General features: G+C 60.5%; 26 protein-coding genes and 1 tRNA gene. 20 read left to right on the top strand and 7 right to left on the bottom strand.

Features of this window, described 5'->3' with window-relative positions; translation table 11 throughout:
• The 3 genes from HMPREF2526_RS07045 to HMPREF2526_RS07035 form a co-directional block, all read left to right on the top strand.
• Positions 1–700, top strand: a 700-nt coding sequence (locus HMPREF2526_RS07045; protein ID WP_148139551.1) for an iron chelate uptake ABC transporter family permease subunit, incomplete at its 5' end; no start/stop codon positions are given.
• Positions 701–705: 5 nt separating this feature from the next.
• Entirely contained in the window at positions 706–1,785 is a 1,080-nt protein-coding gene (locus HMPREF2526_RS07040) for a FecCD family ABC transporter permease (protein ID WP_046647392.1), read from the top strand.
• On the top strand, positions 1,782–2,585 hold the full coding sequence (locus HMPREF2526_RS07035) for an ABC transporter ATP-binding protein (protein ID WP_070546646.1): 804 nt from the start codon (positions 1,782–1,784) through the stop codon (positions 2,583–2,585). Before HMPREF2526_RS07040 ends, HMPREF2526_RS07035 begins: the two co-directional genes overlap by 4 nt.
• A 120-nt stretch (positions 2,586–2,705) precedes the next feature.
• Here HMPREF2526_RS07035 and HMPREF2526_RS13810 read toward each other — a convergent pair whose 3' ends face one another.
• Positions 2,706–2,948 (bottom strand): Lrp/AsnC family transcriptional regulator, encoded by a 243-nt coding sequence (locus HMPREF2526_RS13810; RefSeq protein ID WP_210384401.1) that lies wholly within the window; start codon positions 2,946–2,948, stop codon positions 2,706–2,708.
• Positions 2,949–3,680: 732 nt separating this feature from the next.
• Here HMPREF2526_RS13810 and HMPREF2526_RS07020 point away from each other — a divergent pair.
• Complete coding sequence (locus HMPREF2526_RS07020; protein WP_083295539.1) at positions 3,681–4,406, top strand: fructosamine kinase family protein; 726 nt, start codon at positions 3,681–3,683, stop codon at positions 4,404–4,406.
• A gap of 16 nt (positions 4,407–4,422) precedes the next feature.
• Here HMPREF2526_RS07020 and nadE read toward each other — a convergent pair whose 3' ends face one another.
• Entirely contained in the window at positions 4,423–5,238 is an 816-nt protein-coding gene (nadE, locus tag HMPREF2526_RS07015; protein ID WP_371326146.1) for an ammonia-dependent NAD(+) synthetase, read from the bottom strand.
• 217 nt (positions 5,239–5,455) lie between these two features.
• Here nadE and ykgO point away from each other — a divergent pair, with 217 nt between their 5' ends.
• The 4 genes from ykgO (at position 5,456) to nrdE (ending at position 8,921) form a co-directional block, all read left to right on the top strand.
• On the top strand, positions 5,456–5,578 hold the full coding sequence (gene ykgO, locus HMPREF2526_RS07010; protein ID WP_003847162.1) for a type B 50S ribosomal protein L36: 123 nt from the start codon (positions 5,456–5,458) through the stop codon (positions 5,576–5,578).
• Between the two features lie 442 nt (positions 5,579–6,020).
• Positions 6,021–6,260, top strand: coding sequence for a glutaredoxin-like protein NrdH (nrdH, locus tag HMPREF2526_RS07005; protein WP_046647387.1), 240 nt, complete (start codon positions 6,021–6,023; stop codon positions 6,258–6,260).
• 9 nt (positions 6,261–6,269) lie between these two features.
• Entirely contained in the window at positions 6,270–6,695 is a 426-nt protein-coding gene (nrdI, locus tag HMPREF2526_RS07000) for a class Ib ribonucleoside-diphosphate reductase assembly flavoprotein NrdI (protein ID WP_046647386.1), read from the top strand.
• A 63-nt stretch (positions 6,696–6,758) separates the two neighbouring features.
• On the top strand, positions 6,759–8,921 hold the full coding sequence (gene nrdE / locus HMPREF2526_RS06995; RefSeq protein ID WP_046647420.1) for a class 1b ribonucleoside-diphosphate reductase subunit alpha: 2,163 nt from the start codon (positions 6,759–6,761) through the stop codon (positions 8,919–8,921).
• On the opposite strand, the gene HMPREF2526_RS06990 is transcribed toward nrdE, so the two are convergent.
• A complete protein-coding gene (locus HMPREF2526_RS06990; RefSeq protein ID WP_070516118.1) occupies positions 8,918–9,607 on the bottom strand; it encodes a FadR/GntR family transcriptional regulator in 690 nt (229 codons plus the stop codon). The two genes, nrdE and HMPREF2526_RS06990, sit on opposite strands and share 4 nt — an antisense overlap.
• Positions 9,608–9,732: 125 nt before the next feature.
• Here HMPREF2526_RS06990 and nrdF point away from each other — a divergent pair, with 125 nt between their 5' ends.
• From nrdF to HMPREF2526_RS06970, 4 genes are all read left to right on the top strand, one after another.
• Positions 9,733–10,722: a class 1b ribonucleoside-diphosphate reductase subunit beta gene (gene nrdF / locus HMPREF2526_RS06985; RefSeq protein WP_046647383.1), complete on the top strand. Its 990-nt coding sequence runs from the start codon at positions 9,733–9,735 to the stop codon at positions 10,720–10,722.
• Positions 10,723–11,073: 351 nt separating this feature from the next.
• Positions 11,074–12,765, top strand: a complete 1,692-nt coding sequence (gene ctaD / locus HMPREF2526_RS06980; RefSeq protein WP_070546636.1) for an aa3-type cytochrome oxidase subunit I — start codon at positions 11,074–11,076, stop codon at positions 12,763–12,765.
• A gap of 103 nt (positions 12,766–12,868) precedes the next feature.
• A complete protein-coding gene (gene serB, locus HMPREF2526_RS06975) occupies positions 12,869–14,062 on the top strand; it encodes a phosphoserine phosphatase SerB (protein WP_070516116.1) in 1,194 nt (397 codons plus the stop codon).
• Positions 14,055–14,780 (top strand): peptidyl-tRNA hydrolase, encoded by a 726-nt coding sequence (locus HMPREF2526_RS06970; RefSeq protein WP_070509768.1) that lies wholly within the window; start codon positions 14,055–14,057, stop codon positions 14,778–14,780. The genes serB and HMPREF2526_RS06970 overlap by 8 nt, the downstream gene beginning before the upstream one ends.
• On the opposite strand, the gene HMPREF2526_RS06965 is transcribed toward HMPREF2526_RS06970, so the two are convergent.
• The 3 genes from HMPREF2526_RS06965 to HMPREF2526_RS06955 are packed head-to-tail and all read right to left on the bottom strand — an operon-like array spanning position 14,777 to position 18,747.
• The gene (locus HMPREF2526_RS06965; protein WP_049155728.1) at positions 14,777–16,738 is read right to left on the bottom strand and encodes an ATP-dependent DNA helicase; all 1,962 of its coding nucleotides are present in this window, start codon (positions 16,736–16,738) and stop codon (positions 14,777–14,779) included. The two genes, HMPREF2526_RS06970 and HMPREF2526_RS06965, sit on opposite strands and share 4 nt — an antisense overlap.
• Before the next feature lie 36 nt (positions 16,739–16,774).
• Positions 16,775–18,127, bottom strand: a complete 1,353-nt coding sequence (locus HMPREF2526_RS06960) for a nicotinate phosphoribosyltransferase (RefSeq protein WP_083295538.1) — start codon at positions 18,125–18,127, stop codon at positions 16,775–16,777.
• A gap of 41 nt (positions 18,128–18,168) precedes the next feature.
• Positions 18,169–18,747: a spore germination YkwD domain-containing protein gene (locus HMPREF2526_RS06955; RefSeq protein WP_070546634.1), complete on the bottom strand. Its 579-nt coding sequence runs from the start codon at positions 18,745–18,747 to the stop codon at positions 18,169–18,171.
• An 88-nt stretch (positions 18,748–18,835) separates the two neighbouring features.
• Here HMPREF2526_RS06955 and clpS point away from each other — a divergent pair, with 88 nt between their 5' ends.
• The 8 genes from clpS (at position 18,836) to rdgB (ending at position 24,382) form a co-directional block, all read left to right on the top strand.
• The gene (gene clpS / locus HMPREF2526_RS06950; RefSeq protein ID WP_049155733.1) at positions 18,836–19,171 is read left to right on the top strand and encodes an ATP-dependent Clp protease adapter ClpS; all 336 of its coding nucleotides are present in this window, start codon (positions 18,836–18,838) and stop codon (positions 19,169–19,171) included.
• A 4-nt stretch (positions 19,172–19,175) separates the two neighbouring features.
• Positions 19,176–19,712 carry a DUF2017 domain-containing protein gene (locus tag HMPREF2526_RS06945; protein ID WP_070516114.1) on the top strand — a complete coding sequence of 179 codons (537 nt, stop codon included), beginning with the start codon at positions 19,176–19,178 and terminating at the stop codon, positions 19,710–19,712.
• Positions 19,713–19,734: 22 nt separating this feature from the next.
• Positions 19,735–20,679, top strand: a complete 945-nt coding sequence (locus HMPREF2526_RS06940; protein ID WP_070516112.1) for a P1 family peptidase — start codon at positions 19,735–19,737, stop codon at positions 20,677–20,679.
• A 13-nt stretch (positions 20,680–20,692) separates the two neighbouring features.
• Positions 20,693–21,415: a rhomboid family intramembrane serine protease gene (locus HMPREF2526_RS06935; RefSeq protein ID WP_198531311.1), complete on the top strand. Its 723-nt coding sequence runs from the start codon at positions 20,693–20,695 to the stop codon at positions 21,413–21,415.
• Positions 21,415–22,191 (top strand): glutamate racemase, encoded by a 777-nt coding sequence (gene murI / locus HMPREF2526_RS06930; RefSeq protein ID WP_070546631.1) that lies wholly within the window; start codon positions 21,415–21,417, stop codon positions 22,189–22,191. The genes HMPREF2526_RS06935 and murI overlap by 1 nt, the downstream gene beginning before the upstream one ends.
• Positions 22,192–22,258: 67 nt before the next feature.
• Positions 22,259–23,026, top strand: coding sequence for an MBL fold metallo-hydrolase (locus tag HMPREF2526_RS06925; protein WP_070516107.1), 768 nt, complete (start codon positions 22,259–22,261; stop codon positions 23,024–23,026).
• Positions 23,027–23,048: 22 nt separating this feature from the next.
• On the top strand, positions 23,049–23,777 hold the full coding sequence (gene rph / locus HMPREF2526_RS06920) for a ribonuclease PH (RefSeq protein ID WP_070516105.1): 729 nt from the start codon (positions 23,049–23,051) through the stop codon (positions 23,775–23,777).
• The gene (gene rdgB / locus HMPREF2526_RS06915) at positions 23,771–24,382 is read left to right on the top strand and encodes an RdgB/HAM1 family non-canonical purine NTP pyrophosphatase (RefSeq protein ID WP_070546630.1); all 612 of its coding nucleotides are present in this window, start codon (positions 23,771–23,773) and stop codon (positions 24,380–24,382) included. The genes rph and rdgB overlap by 7 nt, the downstream gene beginning before the upstream one ends.
• A 137-nt stretch (positions 24,383–24,519) precedes the next feature.
• Here rdgB and HMPREF2526_RS06910 read toward each other — a convergent pair.
• Positions 24,520–24,601 (bottom strand) — tRNA-Leu (locus HMPREF2526_RS06910).
• Between the last annotated feature and the right edge of the window lie 56 nt (positions 24,602–24,657).

Genomic DNA, 24,657 nt, shown 5'->3' with positions numbered 1-24,657 from the left:
CCCCCGACGTGTCTACTTTCCGGGGGTCAGGCCCGTTACAGATATCTCCCAGTACATGTGGTGGTCTTTTGCTGGTGCGATTGTGACCTCGGCGGTGGTCTTCGCCATTGGCAACAGTGGTCCATTGCGTGGCAGTCCGGTGCGCATGACCTTGTCCGGTGTGGCATTGGGGGCGGTGCTGGGCGGTTTTGCATCCGCGGTGTTGCTGACCAATTCAGAAGTTTTGGAACGCATGCGTGGCTGGTCAGCGGGCACCACAGCATCGCAGCCTCTCGATGCTACCTTGTCCATCACCCCATTTATCTTGGTAGGCTTGCTTATTGCGCTGGCCAGCACTCGCGCATTGGATGTGCTTTCACTGGGTGAAGCGGCATCGGTTGCTATGGGCGCGCACCCGCAAAGAACCAGGCTGGTGGTATTGGTAGCAATTGCACTGCTAGCCGGTGGCGCTACTGCGGCGGCGGGGCCCATCGGATTTATTGGGCTGTTGGCACCACATCTATCCCGCATGATCGTGGGCCCACATCAAGGGTGGATTATGGCCTATTCAATCGTCTTGGCCCCAGCGGTTTTGGGCGTGAGTGATGTTATAGGTCGCGTGATTACTGCTGGGGAAGTGCCCGTGGGAGTAGTAACTGCATTCGTTGGCGCACCGCTGTTGATTTACATGGTGCGTAAGTACCGCATTCCGGAGGTTTAAGCGCGATGGTTCACACAACGAATCCGGATACGAAGCAAGAGCTTGAATTCGGGCGAAAGATTTTCCGCATCGGTCCCAAGGAACGCCCGGTGATGCTTATCGGGGTGCGCACAGCTGTCGTCACAGGTGGACTCTTATTGGCGACTGCGCTGATTGCGGTGTACTCCTTGGTTGATGGTTCTGCATCCATCACCGTTGGTGAAGCGTTCCAGGCGTTGACCGGCAACGGTGATTCCTACACCAACATGATTGTGGTGGAATGGCGCGCACCGCGCACGCTTCTGGCAATCCTGCTGGGCGCAACACTGGCCATGAGTGGAGCTATCTTTCAAAACCTCACCGCGAATCCATTGGGCTCACCGGATGTGATTGGTTTTCAGACCGGTTCCTACACTGGCGCGCTCATCGTCATGTTGATTCTCGGCGGTGGCACCACCGCTACGTTGTTGGGGGCTCTCACTGGAGGTATCGCTACCGCGATGGTGGTGTTCTTCCTTGCCTCCAAGCGCGGATTCGCTGGTGGCGTGCGTCTTATCATCGTTGGCATTGCTGTCAGCGCCATGCTGGCCTCGGTCAACGTGTGGATTTTGCTCACTGCCACGGTGGAAGATGCCATCATGGCGAGTTTGTGGGGCGCGGGAAATCTCTCCGGCACCTCCTGGAATTCGCTGCTGCTGGCATTTTGTGGTTCTGCCGTGTTCATCCTGATGGCAGCACTGCTGGCGCGCCCGATGCGTTTGATGCAGATTGGTATTCCTTTCGCGGTTGCGCTGGGGCAAAACGTCCGCAGGGTGCAACTATTGGCAGTTGTTGCCGGCATCGGATTAACGGCGCTGGCAACTGCCACCGCCGGGCCGATTTCCTTCATCGCGCTGGCCTCGCCCCAGATTGCCCGTCGCCTGGTACACGTTGATGGCCTGGCGCTGGCCCCCACCGCAGCCGTGGGGTCTTTCCTGTTAATACTCGCCGATACGGTTGCCCAAAGAATTGACCCTGAATCCCCGCTCCCAGTAGGTATTGTCACCGTATCCATCGGTGGCGTGTACTTCCTGTGGTTGCTCATGAGAGAAGGCCGACGCAAATGACACGACTTCTAGTAGAAAACGCCCAGCTTGGATACGGCGACAAAGTTATCTGCCCAGGCGTGGATCTTCAGATTCCAGATGGCCAGTTCACGGTCATCGTTGGCCCCAATGCCTGCGGCAAGTCCACTTTGCTCAAGAGCTTGACCCGTTTGATTGCGCCGCAAGAGGGGAAGATTCTTTTAGACGGGCAGTCTTTGCACAAAAAGCCCACCAAAGAAGTAGCGCGTGAAGTGGGTCTTCTGCCGCAAGGCCCGGTTGCCCCGGACGGCATTCGCGTCATCGATCTGGTCTCACGAGGACGCTACCCGCACCAGAGTTTGTTCAAGCCTTGGTCGCCCGAGGATGAGCAGGCGGTGAAAGAGGCCATGGAGGCAACCGGAATTAGGGAGCTTTCAGGCAGGCTTGTCGATGAACTCTCGGGCGGTCAACGCCAACGCGTCTGGATGGCGGTGGCGTTGGCGCAGCAGACGCCAATCTTGCTTCTCGATGAACCTACCACATTCTTAGACGTCAGCTACCAGATTGAGCTGCTGGAACTTTGCCGCATGCTCAACCGGAAACGGGACTACACACTGGTCGCCGTATTGCATGACTTGAACCAGGCAGCGCGCTACGCCGATCACATCATCGCCATGAAAGACGGCGAAGTTGTAGCCACCGGCGATCCTGCAACCGTTATTACTGAAGAGCTCGTGCGCACCGTATTTGGTGTGGATTCTAAGATCATCGCTGACCCAGAGTCTGGAGCACCGTTGATGATCCCAACGTGGAGCCACCAAGTATCAAGTTCAAACAGATAATTCTGACGTTAATTTTACCTGTTCCATGTGCACCTCAGTTTTCGCGTTGTGGACGCAATCGATGCGGGTGAGATGGTCGATCTGAAATTGACGATAAGCGGTGAGATCGGCCGCCACTATTCACAGCATGACATCGCATTCACCAGCCATGAGGTGGCATTCCACGGCTTCTGGAAGTGGCTGACTCTCTTGAATGAATCGCTCAACAGTCTCAAGGTCCTGGCTGGTGAGCCAAACTCTGGCATAGGCGGTAAATCCTTTGCCGACCTTTGTGGGAACAAACAGGGCAACGTAACCCCGAATAATTCCAGCGTCCTCCAGTGCATGGACTCGTCGGATACAAGTGGAAGGGGAAAGGTGCACGGCATCCGCGAGTTCATTGACGATTCAATCCAAGCGGAAGTCCACGCTTGAAGACCTGGTGAAACGCCTATTTGATCAAGGGCAGCTTAATCGAGTGTGTGAAGCGTCCTGGGTTTAGTTCCTCAGCCAAGGAAGGATTGAACTATGCCTAGAAGGTATTCCGTTGAGTTCAAGGAGAAGGCTGTCATCCGGCGGCGATGGAATTGCCTAGTGCTCTCTTTTGTAATGCTGTCGCTCTCGTTTAGCCAAAGGTCTATTAGCTGTTCCACGGTTGTGCTGTTTGTCAGCTCTAGCTTCTCTTTTTCAGCGGGGGAGATCCATTTAATCCCCGATGCCTCTGCCTTATCGATGTCTGCCTTATTGCGGTTCAACCAACTTTCGGCGTCCTTCTTTTCTTTAAAGGTGATCGGTGCTCTGTGCAAAATGCCTTGGTGTTTGAAACTGGCACGCCACCTATTTTTTCCGCGTTGCTCAATTCGCCCCCACGAACGATGGGGCTTATACTTCGGGCCTTTTTCTTTTCGTTTTCGTTCTGCATATTGGGGAACCTTCGGGGAACTCTAGCGCCGTTTTGTGTCATATAATGATGTTAGAAATTACCTATAATAAATGCAGGTTAAATAGGCATAATGCCAGCTAGGCAAGGGGTAATATTTAGAAACCGATGGAATCCCGTTAGCTCCACCAGTGGCCGTCTCTGTTATGGAGCCGGCCTTTTCCTATGCTGGGAACATGGATGTTTTCACCAAGACCGTGTCCCGTCCTGATCAAGCTGGTGCCGAGGCTGCTGGGTTGAGATGGCTGGCGCAGGCGCATGGCGACGTCGTCGTGGACGTCGCCGAAGTCACTCCCACATCTATTAGCACTCGGCGGGTTGAGCAGTCGCGACCGAGTGCCCTCGCTGCCCGCGCTTTTGGTGCTGCGCTCCGTACGGTCCATGAAGCAGGAGCGCCCGCTTTCGGCGCGCCGCCGGCGGGCTGGGAGGGCGCGAATTTCATTGGACGCGTGGAACAACGCTGCGAACCATGCGAATCCTGGGGCGAGTTCTACGCCGAGCAGCGGGTGTCGCCTTTTATAGGAGGACTGCCTCAAGAGCTACAGGGGATAGTTCGACAAGCATGCGAGGCTATAAAAGCCGTTGAGTGGGACGTGAAACCGGCGCGAATTCATGGCGACCTGTGGGCAGGAAACGTATTGTTTACTGCCTCGTCGGCCGTGATGATCGACCCAGCCGCACACGGCGGACACCCGTGGACGGATTTGGCCATACTGGAGCTATTTGGCACGCCGTACTATGGCGAGATACTGCGTGGTTATGGGGTGGGGGAGGAGTATCACCAGTGGGTGCCGGTGCATCAACTACACCCGCTGGCGGTTCATTCGATGACGCATGGTCCCGCGTATTATGTACCGCTCGAGCGGGCCGCACGTGCCACGCTCGAAGCGTTGGGCGGATAGTCTTCCTTGTGAGGCGTTAGGCACTAGTGGGTCCTGGCGGCATGGCGCGCTTATGGGCGCCGCGGCGCCAGAGGGTTTCGATGCGCTCGCGGGCGTCGTCAGGCACGTTCTTGCCCTCGAGGTAGTCATCGATGTGGGTGTAGGTGACGCCGAGCGCTTCTTCATCAGAGAGCAATGGGCGGTCATCCTCCAAGTCAGCGGTTGGTACCTTCTTCCACGTGGAATCCGGTGCGCCGAGATGTTTCAGGAGTTGAGCGCCCTGGCGCTTGTTGAGCCCGGCGAGAGGCAGGATGTCGGCAGCGCCATCGCCCCACTTGGTAAAGAAAGCCGTGACGTTTTCGGCGGCATGGTCGCTTCCGATAACGAGTGCGCCGACCTCACCAGCCACCGCATATTGGGCGGACATGCGCAGGCGTGCCTTGAGATTCCCACGGTTGAAATCGTTCAAGTGCTCCGTGTCGAGTGCGGAAGCCACGGCGCCGGCGAGAGCCGCTGTGGCGTCGGCGATGTTGATGGTGAGCCGGTAATCGGGCTGGATGAAATCGAGCGCTACTTGCGCATCGTCCTCGTCCGCTTGCGTGCCGTGGGGAAGACGTACGGCCCAAAAGTGTGCGCCATCGACACGCTCGACGGCCAGCTGGGCCAAGCGGCCGGCAAGGGTAGAATCCTGGCCACCGGAAATACCGAGAACAAAGCCCTGAGCGCCGGTGTTGCGCAGATACGTGGCGAGGAAGTCGACACGGCGTTCAATCTCCTCTGCCGGATCAATGAAAGGTTTCGTCCCTAGCGCAGCGATGATCTCTTGTTGAAGCTCCCTGGATGCTTGTGTCATAGCGACCATGGTAGCCATCACGCGCGGCGGTGATCCGAGGGTCTGCGAGGTTAGTTCGAGGAAAAGTTGGCGTGGCTAGTTCTCGATGACGTGAGTGTTTTGGTAATGAGGCGCTCGTGGGGTAATATTTTTCCTCGTGTCATTGCTGGGTGTTTGCCCAGCTGTGCTTTGAACTAATCAATCGCATCAAGATTGCGCATAACGAAAGGAGCGCCCGATGAAGGTTCGCAAGTCGCTTCGGTCGCTGAAGAAGAAGCCGGGCGCCCAGGTTATTCGCCGCCACGGTAAGGTCTTCGTGATCAACAAGAAGGATCCGCGCTTCAAGGCTCGCCAGGGCTAAGAAACAAGTGTCCTTGGTCCGCCGTCCCCGCGTTGTGGGGGCGGCGGATTTTTTTTATGCCTCCCTTCGTCGGCTGGGGTCGGGGGAGGCGTCGCAGAGTGGCCTGCTCCCTTTTGTGGACTTTGTCACAAACTGAGTGAACGTTTGGTAAACGTGCAGGGAATATCACCCGTGTAGTTACCGCCGTGGCGGTGGGGGTTGTGGCGGGGTGTCAACATGTGGGGTCGGGCCGAGTTACATCCTGGGAATACCAGCCATGTAACTACTACATATTGTGTTAGTTGCGGGGTGCGGGCACAAAGTATAGTGTCGTTGATGTTGCTCGGGCGGCGGCCCTACATCACCGCTCAGAGCTCGCATGCAGAGCCGCTGAACGCTCTGCTCGTATCGAATTCAACAGTCACTCCGCGTGTAGTGCCGAAGGAAGCTAAAGGAACGTCACATGAGCATCACCCTCTACACCAAGCCAGCTTGTGTCCAGTGCAACGCCACCAAGAAGGCCCTCGACCGTGCTGGCCTCAAATATGAGACGGTGGATATCTCCCTGGATGATGATGCCCGCGACTACGTGATGGCTCTGGGTTACGTCCAAGCACCGGTCGTTGAGGCGCACGGTGAGCACTGGTCCGGCTTCCGTCCTGACCGCATCAAGGCACTCTCTGCGATGGCGGCGAGCGCCTAGGGCAAAACCATGTTGGTCGTGTATTTCTCTTCCGCTACGGAAAACACCCACCGCTTCGTCGAGAAGCTCGGCCTTCCCAGCGTCCGCATCCCGCTGCGCCTCAGTGATGAGCCCCTCACCGTGAATGAACCCTACGTCTTGATTTGTCCGACGTATGGGGGAGGGGCATCGATGAGCGGGCGGAACACGCGGCCTGTCCCCAAGCAAGTCATTCGTTTCCTGAATGACGAACACAACCGCAGTTTCATTCGTGCCGTCGTGGCCGGAGGTAACAGCAACTTCGGCAGTGACTTTGGCAAGGCCGGCGACGTCATCGCCGCCAAGTGTAAGGTTCCTTATGTGTACCGCTTCGAACTTCTCGGAACCGAGGAAGATGTCACAATTTGCCGTGAAGGCCTCTTGGCCAACGCGGCCGCTTTAGGTTTAGCCGCCTAAGGCCTTAATTCCTACCAACCCATCTCTCCATTTCGCCATAGCAAAGAAAGGCCCGTGAAAGTCGTGACCACGCAACTGGGTAAGACCGTCGCTGAACCTGTGAAGCCGGAAGAGCAGCTGGACTACCATGCGCTCAACGCCCTGCTGAACCTGTATGACGAAAACGGCAAGATTCAGTTCGACAAGGACCGCGAGGCCGCGAACCAGTTCTTCCTCCAGCACGTCAACCAGAACACCGTCTACTTCCATGACTTGGAAGAAAAGATGCGCTACCTGGTAGAAAACAAGTACTACGAGCCGGAACTGATCGAGCAGTATGACTTTGAGTTCATCAAGTCCCTGTTTAAGCGCGCCTACGCTTTTAAGTTCCGCTTTAAGACCTTCCTGGGTGCCTACAAGTACTACACCTCCTACACGCTGAAGACTTTCGACGGCCGCCGCTACCTCGAGCGCTTCGAGGACCGTGTATCCATGACTGCCTTGTTCCTGGCTGACGGCGACACGAAGCTGGCGGAGCGCCTCGTCGATGAGATCATGACCGGCCGCTTCCAGCCGGCCACCCCGACGTTCCTCAACGCCGGCAAGGCGCAGCGCGGCGAGCTGGTTTCCTGCTTCCTGCTGCGTATTGAGGACAACATGGAGTCGATTGGTCGCTCCATTAACTCTGCTCTGCAGCTGTCCAAGCGCGGCGGCGGCGTCGCTCTGTTGCTGTCTAATATCCGCGAGTCGGGCGCACCCATCAAGCACATCGAGAACCAGTCTTCCGGCGTCATCCCCGTAATGAAGCTGCTCGAGGACTCCTTCTCCTACGCCAACCAGCTGGGTGCTCGTCAGGGTGCTGGTGCGGTCTACCTCAACGCGCATCACCCGGACATCATGAACTTCCTCGACACCAAGCGCGAGAACGCGGATGAGAAGATCCGTATCAAGACTCTCTCGCTCGGCATCGTGATCCCGGATATTACGTTCGAGCTGGCCAAGAACAACGACGACATGTATCTGTTCAGCCCGTACGATGTTGAGCGGGTCTACGGTAAGGCCTTCGGCGATATTTCCGTCACCGAGCACTACGAAGAGATGGTCGAGGATCCGCGTATTCGCAAGAAGAAGATCAACGCTCGCCACTTCTTCCAGACCGTCGCGGAGCTGCAGTTCGAGTCCGGATACCCGTATATCATGTTCGAGGACACCGTGAACCGTGCCAACCCGGTCAAGACCGGGCGCATCAACATGTCGAACCTCTGCTCGGAGATTCTGCAGGTGAACTCTCCGTCGGAGCTCAATGAGGACCTCACCTACAAGACCTTGGGCAGTGACATTTCCTGCAACCTTGGCTCCCTCAACATTGCCGCGACCATGGATTCTCCGGATTTCGCCCTCACGGTGGAAACGGCCATCCGCGGTTTGACCGCCGTGGCCGACAAGACCTCCATCAACTCCGTGCCTTCCGTGCGCAAGGGCAACGATGATTCCCACGCCATTGGCCTGGGGCAGATGAACCTGCACGGCTATCTCGGTCGCGAGCACATCGAGTACGGCTCGGAGGAAGGCCTCGATTTCACCAACGCCTACTTTGCGGCCATCATGTATGCCGCGCTGCGCGCATCTAACAAGCTGGCGCGTGAACGCGGCGAGTACTTCACGGAGTTCCCGGAATCTGAATACGCGAGCGGCGAATTCTTCGACCGCTACGATCCGGCCGACTTTGCTCCCCGCACGGAGAAGGTCAAGGAACTCTTCGCTAAGTCGTCCATCCACACCCCGTCGGTAGAGGAGTGGGCGGAGCTGAAGGCGGACGTCGCCAAGCATGGCATTTACAACCGCAACCTGCAGGCGGTGCCGCCGACCGGCTCGATCTCCTACATCAATAACTCGACCTCCTCGATTCACCCGATTGCGTCGAAGATTGAGATCCGTAAGGAAGGCAAGATCGGCCGCGTCTACTACCCGGCGCCGCACATGGACAACGACAACCTGGAGTACTTCAAGGACTCCTACGAGATCGGCTACGAGAAGATCATCGATACCTATGCCGAGGCCACGAAGTATGTTGACCAAGGTCTGTCGCTGACGCTGTTCTTCAAGGACACCGCTACTACCCGCGATATCAACCGCGCCCAGATTTACGCTTGGCGCAAGGGCATTAAGACCCTCTACTACATCCGCCTGCGCCAGATGGCTCTGGAGGGAACTGAGATTGAGGGCTGCGTTTCCTGCATGCTCTAACCCTTATTCGCACGCGCCTCAAGCAAGATGGCGCGTGCGATTTTTTCTGCCTCAGGTGAGTCGCCTCGGTTGATGGCTTCTGCCAAATCGAGGTGAAGCTGGGCGGTACCGGCCGTCGGGTTTCGCTTGCGGGAACCATAGAGCGAACGCCCACGCACCATGGACAGCAGGTAGGGGCTCAGCGCTGAGAACATCTCATTGCCTGAGGCGTGGAGGACCATGGCGTGGAAGCGCAGATCTGTGGCGAGGTGCTCGCCGACGCGCCGCGTGGGCGTGACCTGGAGGCGCTGGGCCAGCCCCAGAATCTCTTCCTTATCTTCAGGGGAAGCGTGCTGTGCGGCTAAGCCCGCAGCGACAGGCTCGATGGCAAGGCGCAGATCATTAAGGGAGGTGCGCTGGCTATCGCGCGCTTTCTCCGAGCCCAGGCGCCACGAAATGATGGCGGGATCGTAGACCGCCCATTCGCTGATGGGGAGCACCGTAATGCCGACGCGGCGCGAGGACGAGACCATTCCCAGTTGCTCCAGTGCGCGCATGGCTTCGCGCGCCACGGTTCGGGAAATGCCGAAGCGTTCGCAGAGGTCGTTGAGCGTAAAACGTTCACCGGCGGGGAGGGCGCCACTGACGATATCAGTGCCCAGCGCGTCCAAAACGGTGCTGAGTAGGGGAGTGGAGGGTTCAGTCATTCCATCGAAACTCGGGGTCGTGGGAGTAGGGCTCAAGTATAAAACACGCAGGAATTTTGGCCCCTAGTTTTACCGGGTACGATGGCACCAGACTCACAAATTACTAGTAAGACGAGGTGACGTGCGTGTCTCACGAGTACGACGATTACATCGCCAGCCACGAGGCTCCGGTGAAGGCAATCAACTGGAACACCATTCCAGATGAGAAGGATCTTGAGGTGTGGGATCGTCTAACCGGCAACTTCTGGCTCCCCGAGAAGGTCCCGGTGTCCAACGACATCCAGAGCTGGAAGACGCTCACGGAGAAGGAACAGGAGACCACCATGCGCGTCTTCGCTGGCCTGACATTGCTTGACACTATCCAGGGCACCGTGGGTGCGGTATCGCTGCTTCCCGACGCCGTCACACCCCACGAAGAGGCCGTCTACACCAACATCGCCTTCATGGAGTCGGTGCACGCGAAGTCCTACTCCAATATCTTCATGACGCTAGCGTCGACCCCGATGATCAACGATGCTTTCCGCTGGTCTGAGGAAAATGAGAACCTGCAGCGCAAGGCCAAGATTGTTATGTCCTATTACCAGGGTGACAATCCGCTGAAGAAGAAGGTCGCCTCCACGCTGCTGGAGTCCTTCCTCTTCTACTCCGGTTTCTTCCTGCCGATGCACTTCTCTTCGCGCGCGAAGCTGACGAACACCGCGGATATCATTCGCCTCATCATCCGCGATGAGGCTGTTCACGGCTATTACATCGGCTACAAGTTCCAGCAGGGGTACAAGAAGCTGTCGGGGCCGGAGCAGGAGGAAATGAAGGGCTATGCCTTCGACCTGCTCTACGACCTCTACGAGAACGAGATCGACTACACCGAGGATCTGTATGACGAGCTGGGCTGGACCGAAGATGTGAAGCGCTTCCTTCGCTACAACGCCAACAAGGCTCTGAACAACCTCGGCTTCGAGGGGCTGTTCCCAGCGGATGAGACCCGCGTGTCTCCGGCTATCCTGTCCTCGCTGTCCCCGAACGCGGACGAGAACCACGACTTCTTCTCCGGCTCCGGCTCCTCCTATGTGATTGGTAAGGCAGAGGAAACGACCGATGATGACTGGGACTTCTAGCTAGTTCCTCGCATTTACCTGTCGCCGTACCGCACCTCCTGGCAGGGATCATCCGAAAGGTTGATTCTTTCAGGGGGTGCGTTTTCGGGTTTTGGGGGACGACACCCCCGCGTTCATGTGTTCTAGATCACCGTGTGCTAGGGCGTGGTGTAGGCAGTTGGCCCCGTACATGGCGTTATCTGCTCCAAACGGGGTTAGCAAGGTTGGCGGAAAATAACAGAGCGCTGGAAACTAGGCCCTGAGGTGGCCTAATATAATGCGAGTAAACCTAGGTGTTTGACTACTGAGCGTGTGGCGCGAGAAAACGCGTGATGCCGATGTGGTTAAGCACTTGTTCTTCAGGAGGATTTTATGACCGCTGTGGCGCCACGGCTCGACGATTACGTCGCGCCTACACGTCCAGAGCCGACTGGTAACGCAAAGACCGGTTCCAAGGCCTGGATGATGCTAACCACCACCGACCACAAGCAGCTGGGCATCATGTACATGATCATGTCCTTCAGCTTCTTCTTCCTCGGTGGCTTCATGGCTCTGCTGCTTCGCGCTGAGCTTTTCACCCCAGGATTGCAGTTCCTGTCCAACGAGCAGTTCAACCAGCTTTTCACCATGCACGGCACCGTCATGCTGCTGCTGTTTGCAACACCAGTGGTGTGGGCATTCGGTAACTATGTTCTGCCCCTGCAGATTGGTGCGCCGGATGTGGCCTTCCCACGTCTGAACGCTTTCGGTTTCTGGATTACCCTGACCGGCGGCATCGTGATGCTCGCGGGCTTCTTGACCCCGGGCGGCGCTGCTGACTTCGGCTGGACCATGTACATGCCGCTGGCTGACTCGGTTCACACCCCGGGCATCGGTGCTGACATGTGGATCGTCGGTGTGGGTGCTACCGGTGTCGGTACCATTGCTTCCGCCATCAACATGATCACCACGGTCCTCACCCTGCGTGCACCGGGCATGACCATGTTCCGTCTGCCGGTCTTCACGTGGGCTGTCTTCACCGCGTCCGTCATCGTACTGATGATCTTCCCGCTGCTGACCGCCGCAGCGCTGGGCGTTCTGTATGACCGCAAGCTGGGCGGCCACATCTATGACTCCGCCAACGGCGGCGCCATCCTGTGGCAGCACCTCTTCTGGTTCTTCGGCCACCCGGAGGTCTACGTCCTCGCACTGCCGTTCTTCGGCATTATCTCTGAGATTGTCCCGGTCTTCTCCCGTAAGCCAGTCTTCGGCTACATCGGCCTCGTCTTCGCTCTGCTGGCCATCGGTGCGCTGTCCATGGCCGTGTGGGCTCACCACATGTTCGTGACCGGTGCTATTCTGCTGCCGTTCTTCTCCTTCATGACCTTCCTGATTGCGGTTCCGACCGGCGTGAAGTTCTTCAACTGGGTCGGCACCATGTGGAAGGGCCACATCACCTGGGATACCCCGATGATCTTCGCCATGGGCTTCCTGACCACCTTCCTCTTCGGTGGTATGACCGGTATTATGCTGGCCTCCCCGGCGCTGGACTTCCACCTCGCAGAGTCCTACTTCCTTATCGCTCACTTCCACTACACCCTGTTCGGTACCGTGGTCTTCTCCGCCTTCGGTGGTCTGTACTTCTGGTTCCCGAAGATGACCGGCCGCATGTTGGATGAGCGTCTGGGCAAGATCCACTTCTGGCTGACCTTCATCGGCTTCCACGGCACCTTCCTGGTTCAGCACTGGGTGGGCAACATGGGTATGCCGCGTCGTTACGCCGACTACCTGGAGTCTGATGGCTTCACGGTCTTCAACCAGATTTCCACCATCTTCTCCTTCGTTCTCGGCGCCTCGGTTATTCCGCTGGTATGGAACGTCTTCAAGTCCTGGCGCTACGGCGAGATCGTCACTGTGGACGATCCGTGGGGCTACGGCAACTCCCTCGAGTGGGCTACCTCCTGCCCGCCGCCGCGCCACAACTTCGTGTCCCTGCCGCGCATCCGTTCTGAGCGCCCGGCCTTCGAGCTGCACTACCCGCACATGGTCAAGCGCATGCGCGAGGAAGCACACGTCGGGCACTAAGCACTCACTAGCTGAGTACTCCTGAAAACGCCGCCACCCCATCACAGCGATGGGGTGGCGGCGTTTGCCGTTGGTGAAGATTCCAGGATCGCGGTGTGCGATAATGAGGCCCGTGGATAATCAAAGTGAACAAGTTTTCGCCGTTGTCACCGCCTCAGGTCCCGATAAACCAGGCGTGTCTGCCGCCTTCTTCCGCGTTCTTAGCTCCCATAACGTCGAGCTTGTCGACGCCGAACAGGCCATCTTCTCCGGCCGCATCTCCCTCTCCGCGTACATCCGTGTCAGCGCCTCGCGTCTGGAGGCCATGGAGCAGGGGCTGCGCAACACGTTGAGCATCTATGCGCAGTCCATCACCGTGGAGCCCCGGGAGGAGGAAGCCACCTCCCGCCCGCGCTCGACACACGTCGTCGTGGTGCTGGGCCGTCAAGTCAACGCAAGCCACATGTCGGCCATCGCCAAAGAGCTGGCCAATCTCGATGTCAACATCGACCGCATCCGCGGCCTGTCCACCTATCCGCTCAACGGCCTGGAGCTCTACATCACGATCGATGGCTCTTCTGACCCTGTTCGCGCCATGTTGGCCCGCTTGGCCACGGAGCAGGGCGTGGACATCGCCATCGAACGCTCCGGCCTGCAACGCCGCTCGAAGCGCCTCATTTGCTTTGACTGCGACTCCACTCTCATTACCGGCGAGGTCATCGAGATGCTGGCCGCTCACGCTGGCAAGGAGGCAGAGGTTGCCGCCGTCACGGAGCGCGCAATGCGCGGTGAGCTGGACTTCGAAGAGTCTCTTCGCGAGCGCGTCGCCACCCTGGCCGGGTTGCCGGAATCGGTCATTAAGGAAACCGCCAACGATATTCGTCTGACCCCAGGCGTGCGCACCACCATCCGCACGCTCAAGCGCATGGGTTACCGGGTTGCGGTGGTGTCTGGCGGCTTCATTCAGGTCCTCGAGGATCTAGCTAAAGAGCTCGACCTTGACTACGTGCGCGCCAACACCCTGGAAATCGAGGACGGCAAGCTCACCGGCCGGGTCATCGGGGACGTGGTGGACCGCAAGGCCAAGGAGATGTTCCTGCGAGAGTTCGCTGCGGATTCGGGCCTGAGCATGCGGCAGACCGTTGCTGTGGGCGATGGTGCCAACGATATCGACATGATTTCCGCTGCCGGCCTGGGCATTGCCTTCAACGCCAAGCCCGCCCTGCGCGAGGTGGCAGATGCCTCTGTTAACCACCCCTACATGGACGAAATCCTGCAGATTCTCGGCATCCCCATGGAGGAAGTCGCTAGTGAATAACCTCCGCGAGGCCCATCGGCGCCTCGTGGATGCGTGCAGTGAGCGCAACTGGCGCGATGATCCCGAGGATCCCGATAAGCCCGAGACCATCCAGGCGATGCAGATAGCGCTCAACCTGCCCAAGCAGGACCCGCCGGCGCGCACGGAGGTGCTGGAAGCGGCGGCGAGGGGCGTCGTCAAGCTCTGCCTCGACGATCGGGCCGGGCAAGATGGGGCCTTCGCCGAGGCCTTGGGGCAGTGGTATGGGCACCGCATCCGCAAGGTGGCGCGCCGCGCCCGCAACAAGGCCTGGCGCGATGTCCAGGCTCTGCCTGGGGTCACGGTTGCTGACCGCGCGCGAGTGTTCGTTCCTTCGGCGGTACAGGACGTGCATCCGCTCGTCGCCAAGCTGCAGATCGGCCATACCGATCTCCCCCAGGATGCCCCGGGCCCCGCGCTTGCCGACGCCCCCGTGATCTACATCGACGCCTCCCTCACCATGAGCGCCGGAAAGGCCGCCGCGCAGGTGGGACACGGCTCGATGTTGCTGGCCGCGGCGATGAGCGTTGAGGAAGTAGAAGGTTGGGCGGCGCAGGATTTCGCGCTGTCCGTGCGCGAGATTGCCCCAGCGGATTTTGCCGCGGCGTGCGCGCGCCCCGATGCGGTGGTGGTGCATGACGCAGGTTTCACCGAGGTCGCCCCGGACTCAGCCACGGTCTGCGCGCTGCCTCGCCCCTAGCGGGCCTCGACCAGGCGCTTGAGCGCCCCGCGCACGACCTGCGGGTCGCTCGTCGGCCACATCTGCGGCATGGAGGCCCGCAGGTAAGAGCCATAACGCTTGGTCTCTAGGCGGCTATCGAGCACGGCGACGACTCCGCGGTCCGCAGTGGAGCGCAGCAGGCGGCCCGCGCCTTGGGCCATGAGCAGCGCCGCGTGTGTCGCGGAAACCTCCATGAATCCATTGCGCCCTGCCGCCTTTGCAGCCTCGGTTCGGGCTTGCATGAGTGGGTTATCCGGGCGGGGGAAGGGGATGCGATCGATGAGGACCAGGGAACAGGAGGGTCCCGGCACGTCGACGCCCTGCCAGAGCGTGAGCGTGCCGAAGAGGCAGGAGTTTTCGTTCTTCGTAAACTTGTCCACGAGCGCACCGATGGAATCCTCGCCCTGGAGGTAGATGTCGAAGGGGATGGTGGGCTTGAGTTCTTCGGCTGCCTGCTGCGCGGCCCGCCGCGAGGAGAAGAGCCCGAGCGTGCGTCCGCCGGCGGCCATGATGAGCTCGCGGATCTCTTGGAGGGTTTGGGGACTCAGCCCATCGCGGCCCGGCTGCGGCAGGTGTGCTGCGGTATAGAGGATGCCGCTGCGCGCGGGGTCAAAGGGATAGCCCACGTCGAGGCTGTCCCACGTGCCTTTCGGCAGGCCCCACTGCGCAGCCATGGCATCGAAGCGCCCGCCCAGGGCCAGCGTGGCGGAGGTGAGCACGACCGTATGCTCGCCGAAGAGCTTTTCGTGCAGCATGCCGGCGATAGAGAGCGGGGCGACGGCCAGGGTGTCGTTCAGCGTGCGCTCATCGCGCTCCAGCCACACCACGTCGGCGTGTGCTGCGGGGTCACCGGTGGCGAAGACATCGAGGATGCGGGCGATGGCCTCGACGAGGCTGGCGAGGTGGTTGGCCAGGTTCTGGCGCTCGGCGAACTTTTCCGGGTCTTGGGCCTGTTCGCCCTCGGGGGTGCGGGCAATGGTCTCGCGGCAATCGGCCAGGGTATCCGCTAGGCCCATGAGTTGCTGCTTGGCCTCCTCTGGAAGGTCGGTCCAGCGGCCCGGTGCGAACCCTGCGAGCAGTTGGCTCAGTTCGTTGGCTTGCTCGCTCAGCCGCTGGTCTTTACCGTTGGCGCCGAGGGACTTGGCGCGGCTGGCCGCCATCTTGAGCGCGCGCCCGGTGATCTCGGCGGTAGAAACCGAGGTGATGCGGCCGTCCAGCTCGTGGGCCTCGTCGATGATAACGACGTCGTGTTCGGGCAGGATATTGATATCCGCCACCGCGTCGATGGCGAGCAGGGCGTGGTTGGTGACGACGATATCGACGTCGGCCGCGCGGCGTCGTGCTAGCTCCGCGAAGCAGTCTTCGCCGTGCGGGCAGCGCGTGGCACCGAGGCACTCGTTCGAGGTGACGGATACCTGCCGCCACGCTAAGTCTGGCACGCCCGGTTCCAAGTCCTCGCGGTCACCAGTCTCGGTGTCGTCCGCCCACTCGTAGACGCGCTGGACGTGGCGGCCGAGGTGGGAAACAGCGTCTTCGTCGAGCAAGGCGTCTTCGTCCTCAAGCTCAGCGGCGCGGGAGACTTTGTTGAGGCAGACGTAGTTGGAGCGGCCCTTCATGATGGCGAAGGTCGGCTTCTTTTCTAGGTGCGGCTCGAGGGCCTCGGCCAGACGTGGAAGGTCCCGCTCCACCAGTTGGCGTTGGAGCGCCAGCGTGGCGGTGGAGACGATGACGGTGTGACCGGTTTCCTGTGCGTGGCGGAAGGCAGGCACAAGGTAGGCCAAGGACTTACCTGTGCCTGTTCCTGCCTGCACGGCGAGGTGGCGCTCTTTCTCCAACGCAGTGGTCACGGCCGTCGCCATGCGCACCTGGCCGGGGCGCCGCGAGCCGCCGAGGGCGGAGACTGCGGCGTCAAGGAGGTCAACCGTTGTGTCCTGCATTGGTGCCAGTGTAGTCGGTCTTCTCCCGCGTACTTCCTAAGCGTCGAAGCCGATAAAGCGCGTGGGAACCGCGGGTTCATCGCGGGTGAGTGCGAGGCCCTCCCACGGCAGGGTGGTGATGGCCTGGGCCAGGTACTCGCGGGATTCCTCGAGGGTAGGCAGATTGTCGAGGATCTCGCCGTCGCGCATCAGCGGCACCGTCATCTCGCGGGTGCGCAGCGTCCCGGTCTCTGGGTTCTCGGAGGAGAAGGGGAGCACGAGCTCCTCGACGGCCACCCCGGAGGAGCGGTAGGTGCGCAGGGCGCGCTTTGACCCGCCCTGCGACTTCTTCGAGGAGGAACGCTTGGCCACTGGATGGCCATCGACCTCGACGACCTTGTAGACCATGCCAGCAGTCGGGGCACCCGAGCCGGTGACCACCGAGGTGCCCACGCCATAGACGTCGACGGGATCGCCGCGCAGACCGGCGATGGCGAACTCATCCAGGTCGGAGGAGACCACGATCTTGGTGTTGTGGTTGCCCAAATCATCGAGCTGCTTGCGCACACGGCGGGTGACCGCGGCCAAATCGCCGGAATCGATCCGCACGCCGCCCAGCTCGGGTCCGGCCACCTTGACGGCGGTTTCCACGCCCTTGGTGATGTCATAGGTATCCACCAACAGGGTTGTATCCACGCCGAGAGTTTCGATCTGCCCGCGGAAGGCGGCCTCCTCGTTCGGGGTGCCGTCCTCGTTGACGTGTGCCAGCGTCCACGCGTGCGCCGCGGTGCCGGAGACCGGAATGTCATAGCGGTAGCCGGCCTCCAAGTTGGAGGTGGCCTGGAAGCCTGCCAGATAGGCGGCGCGGGCAGCAGTCACCGCAGCGTATTCGTGCGTGCGGCGCGAGCCCATCTCAATGATGGGACGGCCGTCCGCGGCAACCACCATACGGGAGGCCGCGGAGGCCACTGCGGAATCGGAATTCATGATGGAGAGGATCACGGTTTCCAGGATGAGACACTCACCGAAGGTGCCGCGCACGGTCAGCAGTGGCGAGTTGGGGAAGTACAGCTCGCCTTCCCGGTAGCCATCGATCTGCCCGGAGAAACGGTAATTGGCCAGGTACTCCTGTGTTGGAGCATCCAGGAAGTCCATCTCCGCCAGTTGCTGGGCGGTGAAACGGAAGTCCCGGACAGCGCGGAGAACGCGCTCGGTGCCGGCAACAACGCCGTAGCGCCGTTCGTTGGGAAGGCGGCGGGCAAAAACTTCGCAGGCTACCTGGCGGTGCGCAGAGCCATCGCGCAGCGCCGCTTGCAGCATGGTCAGCTCGTACTTATCGGTAAGAAGGGCCGTGGAACGATCTGCAGGGTCGTTTCCGGCATCCCGGACGGTATCTGAGGTAGTAGTCACATCGAAGATGCTACTCAGGGCGTCCTAAAAAATCAGCTGTTCTATTCCTCAAGCTGAATGACGACGTACACCTCGCCGTCGTTATAAGCCACGCCAACGGCCGCGGTGGTCATCCGGCGATCCCGCAGGGCGGCCACGTGGTCGGGGGAGGCCCGGAAGGCCTCGACGAATTCATATGCGCTGGCCTTGTCCACGGGCAGGTGGTGCTGAACCATCTGCACATTTTCTTCCGATGGCTCCTGCGTCTTGGTCACCGCGTTGCACTCTGCCTTTTCGCGGGCTGCGGTTTGGCGGTCGATCCAGGGCACCAGTGGGGCTTGGCCGTCTTCCTTGCGCCAGGTGTTGAGCGCACCTATCAGCTCCTCTTGGATGGTTTCGAGCTGGCGTTGGACGGGAACGTCGGGAAGCTCGTAGTCGCACGCCTCCGACGTCGGGGGATCCGCATCCGTCGAGCTGCCGTCGTCGGAGGGGTTGGTCAAGCTCAGCACAGCAGCCACGAGCGTGCCGCCGAGAACGAGCACGGTCAGCACTCGTTGCAGGAGGAGGACGACATCCTCCTTCGCCGGTTGGCGTCCCGTGAGAATGTCAACAACGGCTGGGGGAAGGGAGAAAGAATTCATTGATGCCACCTGGAAACGATAATCAGGTTAAGGGTCGCTGACAGTATAACTGCTCGCGACGCGGAGAATTTTAGCTAGTGTAGAGGGCATGAAAGCGCACAACGAAACGTCCGCGGGCGTGGTGATGAGTTCACCCATGGCCACCCCGGAGCTGGATGAGGCGATTGACGTCGACGTCGCCACGAGCGAAAACCTGCCGTGGATGTGCATTGTCTGGGATGATCCAGTCAACCTGATGAGCTACGTCTCCTACGTGTTCCAGACCGTTTTAGGTTATGACAAAAAGCGCGCCAACGAGCTGATGATGCAAGTCCATACCGAAGGTAAGGCGGCAGTCTCCTCAGGTGAGCGTGACAAAGTCGAAGCCGATGTGAAGAAACTGCAAGTCGCCGGCCTGTGGGCCACGATGCAGCAGGCAGGATAAGAGTATGCAGGCTTGGAAAAAGAAAAAGTCCTTCATGCGTGGCGCGAAATACACGACTGTTTTCGAGCCCATGGAGCGCGAAGTTTTAGGTGATCTCACCGCAACCGTCTCCGAGGCCATCATTGCCCGCGCACAATCGGCCCCCAAGGATGAGCTGGCGGACATGCTCGACATGCCCACCGGCCACACCGAAGCACCGGAGGATCCATCGCTGGCCCGCCTTTTCCCCGACTTCAAGAAGGCAGGGGATGAAGAGTTCGACGGCGATAATTCACTGCTGCGTTCGCTGCACGAAAATGACATCGCGCGCGCCAAGCTGGAAAACCTCCAAGTGATTAACACCGCGCTGGGGCCCACCGGCGGGGTAGAGGTGGCTATCAGCGAGGAAGAAGCACATGCCTTCCTCGCAGGGCTCAATGACCTGCGCCTCTTCATCGCCGCCGGGGACGTGCCGGAGGATACCCCTGGAGCGGACCGCGATACGCTCGTGGAATGGCTGGCGTTCTGCCAGGATTCGCTGCTCGACGTCATCATGGATTAGCACCGTGCAGACTCTCCCCGACATGGGCTTTTCTGTCGGTCACGTCACGCGTGAGGACACCGGCGTCACCGTCGTTTACTGCGGTGAACAAGGTGCCGTGGCTGGCGTCGATGTGCGCGGCGGAGGCCCCGGCACCCGCGAGACGGATCTGCTGGAGCCGCACAACACGGTTGAGCGCGTTCATGCTCTTGTCCTTGCAGGCGGTTCGGCCTTTGGGCTGGCAGCAGCGGATGGTGTCATGCGCGGGCTTGAGGAAGCGGGAATTGGTTTCCCCGTCTTTGGGGAGGAGAGCCCCGGCCCCCGCGTACCCATCGTGCCAGGCGCGGTCATTTTTGATCTGCTCGCTGGCCCACAGCGCCCCACGGCGGCAGATGGTCAGGCGGCTCTACGCGCCGCGTTGGCAGGGCACGACGCTACGAGCGGCAGCGTGGGCGCAGGCACCGGCGCCTGCGCAGGCAAGATCAGAGGTGGGGTGGGGACCGTGCTTATCGATGTCTCCCCGTTCACCGTCGCCGCGGTTGTTGTAGCCAACCCGGTGGGGCAGGTGATTGATGCTGAGACTGGGCGTTTGTTTGGCGCACCGGACGCGCCGGCCGTGGACGCTAAGCGGTTTGCCGCGGCCCGCAGCCTGGCTGAATCTTTCGCAGAGGCTTCTCAACTAAACACCACCATTGGCGCGGTGTTGACCGACGCCCCGTTAACCAAGGCCCAAGTAAAACGTCTTGCTTTAGCGGGCCACGACGGCATTGCCCGGGCGGTTCGCCCGGCGCATTCTCCACTGGATGGAGATACGCTTTTTGCCGCCGCCTCCGGAACACAACCTGCGGAGCAGGGGATCGGCGCTGCGGAGTTGGCGTCGTTAAGCGCCGCCGCTGCCGACGCAGTGGAGGCAGCCATCGTCGAGGCTGTGGTGAGCGCCACCCCGGGGCTGGGTTTGGAGGCGTATTCCTCGCTGCGCGCTTGCTAAAGTTGGAGTCATTATGACGACGAGTGGACCTTTTGGCCAGCAGCATTCGCATGGGCCCAACCCCTTCCGGCCCCGCCCGGCAGCCCCCGGGGCGGGGCAGCAGACTGTTCTCAACACGGGGGATTCGAAGAATTACACTCGGGCTGGACGCCTGAAGACGGCAGCGTCTTTAACGGTGGGCTTCCTAGTCGTTGAGTGGGTTATCCACATCATCAACTTCCTGTTTTTTGGCAGCGAGCTGGGTCAATACGGCATACGCCCACTGGATTTTAATGGCATCTGGGGGATTTTCACCGCTCCGCTACTCCACGCGAACTTTGAGCACCTCATCGGAAACTCGTTGCCTGGTGCGATCTTTTGTTTCCTGATTGGCTTGTCGGGCCGCAAGGCATGGTGGGAGGTCACCATCATCGTGGTGCTCATCGCCGGCGTGGGCACGTGGCTGCTGGGCGGGCCGGGGACCTCGCATATCGGTGCCTCGGGCATGGTGTACGGCTGGTTGGCTTACCTTATCGTCCGGGGAATCTTCAACCGTTCCCTGGGCCAATTTCTCGTCGGCGTGGGGCTGGGCTTTGCCTATTCCGGTCTTATCTGGGGCGTGTTGCCTATCTATGAAGGAGTCAGCTGGCAGGGCCACCTCTTCGGCGCCATTGGTGGCATCGTCGCGGGAATGGTGATCACCTCAGATGACCCGATTAAGAAGGTCAAGCCCACGCCTCGGGGAGCGATGCGTTAATGCCTGACGCAACCTCTCCGATCGGGATTTTTGATTCGGGTGTGGGCGGCCTGACCGTCGCTCGCACGATCATCGAGCAACTTGCCGACGAATCCATCATCTACATCGGCGATACCGCCCATACCCCCTATGGCCCGCGGCCCATCGCCGAGGTGAGGGAGCTGTCCACCGCCATCGCCGACGAGTTGGTGGAGCGCGGCTGCAAGATGCTGGTGATCGCCTGCAACACCGCCACGGCCGCTTTCCTACACGATGCCCGCGAGCGCTATGCCATTCCGGTCGTGGAGGTCATCCGCCCGGCCGTGCGCCGCGCCATCGCCACCACCCGCAACGGCAAGATCGGCGTGATTGGTACGAAGGGAACCATTAACTCCGGGGCCTACCAGGATTTGTTCGCCGTCAACCCGAATGTTGAGTGCACGGCCGTGGCGTGCCCGGACTTCGTGAGTTTCATTGAGCGCGGCATTACCGCCGGGCGTCAGATTCTTGGTGTGGCCGAGGGCTACCTCGCGCCGCTGCAGTCGGCGGGCGTCGACACGCTCGTTCTTGGCTGCACACACTACCCGCTGCTCACGGGCGTCATCCAGCTTGCTATTGGGGATAACGTCACCTTGGTGTCCTCGGCGGAGGAGACTGCGAAGGATGTCCTGCGCATCCTCACCAACACGGACATGCTGGCCCCAGTAGGGCAGGTACCCACACGTAGTTTCGAGTCCACTGGCGACCACGCCACCTTCGAGCGTTTAGCCGCGCGCTTCCTGGGGCCCAAGATTTAGAGCGGGTGAGGATGTACAATCGACCCAAATCCCGCATCCCCCATTGTTTCGTGGAACTATTGAACGCATGAAGCTGACCATCCTAGGCTGTTCCGGCTCGGTGCCCACTGTGGGTAATCCGGCCTCTGGCTATCTCTTGTCTTTCCCCTCTGCTCCGTCCATCATCATGGATTTGGGCCCGGGTACGCTTGCACGCCTGCAGGAACTCCAGGATCCGTGCGATGCACACGTGGCGTTAACTCATCTCCATGCCGATCACTGCCTGGATTTTCCGTCTTTGATGGTGTGGCGCCGCTTCCACCCCACAGCACCCGCGGCCTCCCGCAATTTCTGCCTCGGGCCGTCGACGACTGAGACCCACCTGGGCCGGCTGTCCTCGGATACTCCGGACGGGGTGGATGATATGAGCGATACGTTTGCGTTCAGCCCGTGGGTGGATCGGGAACGCCAGCTTGTCGACGATGTCTATATCACCCCCTTCCGCACAGTTCACCCAGTAGAGACATATGCCTTGCGGGTGGAGCACACCAAGACCAGCGCCACCCTGTGCTATTCCGCGGATTCGGCCTATACGCCCGCGCTCGTTGAGGCTGCCCAGGGCGTGGATGTTTTCCTCTGTGAGGCCGCATGGGGCGAGACCTCGGAAGACAAGGCCCCGGACATGCACATGTCGGGGGCAGAAGCCGGGCGTCTGGCGCGCGAAGCAGGGGTAAAGAAACTGGTGCTCATTCACCTACAGCCGTGGGGCGATGTCGCCGCAACATATGCCGCCGCTGCCCGCGAGTTCGACGGAGAGATCGTCGTCGGCGCCGCCGGGATGGAGCTTGACTTTTAGCACGCGCGGTAGGGTAGTGGGCATGACTGATTTCACTCGTGCTGATGGTCGCGCGCTCGACCAACTCCGTAGCGTTCGCATTACCCGCAATTTCACCACCAACCCGGCTGGGTCGGTGCTGGTGGAGTTCGGCAATACCCGAGTCATGTGCACGGCTTCCGTGGAATTCGGGGTGCCGCGCTTCAAGAAGGACTCCGGCGAGGGCTGGTTGACCGCCGAGTACGCCATGTTGCCTGCGGCCACCCACGACCGCATGCCGCGCGAGTCGATGAAGGGCAAGGTCAAGGGACGTACCCACGAGATCTCCCGCCTGGTGGGCCGCAGCCTGCGCGCCGCCGTGGACCTGTCCGAGCTGGGGGAGAATACCATCCAGCTGGATTGCGACGTGCTGCAGGCCGACGGCGGTACCCGCACGGCGTCGATTACCGGCGCGTATGTGGCGCTGGCTGATGCGATTGCCTACCTCAAGGAGGAGGGCGTCGTCCCGGGCGAGCCGCTGCTGGATCCGATCGCTGCTGTCTCCGTTGGCATCATCGATGGTCACGTGTGCCTCGACCTGCCCTATGAGGAGGACTCTCGCGCGGAGGTTGATCTCAACGTGGTGATGCAGGAGGGCGGAGACTTCGTCGAGATTCAGGGTACCGGTGAGCACGGCCTGTTCGGCCGCGCGGAGCTCAATGACATGTTGGACGTGGCCCAAGCCGGCTGCACCCAGCTTATCGACGCTCAAAAGGCGGCCCTCGGATGGTAAAGCTCCTCGTCGCTTCGAATAATGCCAAGAAGCTCAAGGAGCTGGAGAAGATTCTCGCTGATGCCGGCATCGCAGGCATCGAGCTGCTCCCGCTGTCCGCAGTGGAGGCCTACCCGGAGCCTGTGGAGGATGGCCGCACCTTTGCTGACAACGCGTTGATTAAGGCGCGCGCCGGGGTGCAGCACACCGGGTTGGCAACGATCGCGGATGATTCTGGCCTCGCGGTGGAAGAACTCAACGGCATGCCGGGCGTGCTCTCTGCCCGGTGGTCGGGCGGCCACGGCGACGATGAAGCCAATAACCGCCTGCTGCTGGGGCAGATGTCACACGTGCCCGCCGAGCGCCGCGCGGCCGCCTTCGTGTCGGTCTGCGCGCTGGTGACCCCGGATGGGCAGGAACATGTGGTGGAAGGCCGTTGGCCAGGCTCCTTGCTTAGCACCCCACAGGGAGAAAATGGTTTTGGCTACGATCCTCTCTTCCAGCCCGAGGGCGAAACCCGTTCCGCCGCGCAGATGTCTCCAGAGGAGAAGAACGCAGTCTCGCACCGCGGGCGCGCGCTGGCGCAGCTGCGCGAACCTCTGGCAGCCTTAGCCCGCCAAGCCTAAGCATCCGCCGGGCCATGACCGCAAGCCCCGGCAACAGCCAAGCCATTACTGCAAGCCCGGCATCCGCGAGCTGGGCTGGCTTGCCGGGCGCTGTGACGACAAGACCCCGCACGGAAACCGTGCGGGGTCTGAATATGTGCGCCCGGTGAGACTTGAACTCACACGTCATAAGACACTAGAACCTAAATCTAGCGCGTCTGCCAATTCCGCCACGGGCGCGGGTTTAGTCACTGCGGAGCACTCTTTGCTCTGCGCAACGGTCACTAGCCTACAGG

The sequence above is a fragment of the Corynebacterium sp. HMSC070E08 genome (assembly GCF_001808895.1).
GTDB classification, from domain to species: domain Bacteria; phylum Actinomycetota; class Actinomycetes; order Mycobacteriales; family Mycobacteriaceae; genus Corynebacterium; species Corynebacterium hiratae.
The sequence above is the reverse complement of the archived record's forward strand: the minus strand, read 5'-3'. Positions and strand labels throughout refer to the sequence as shown.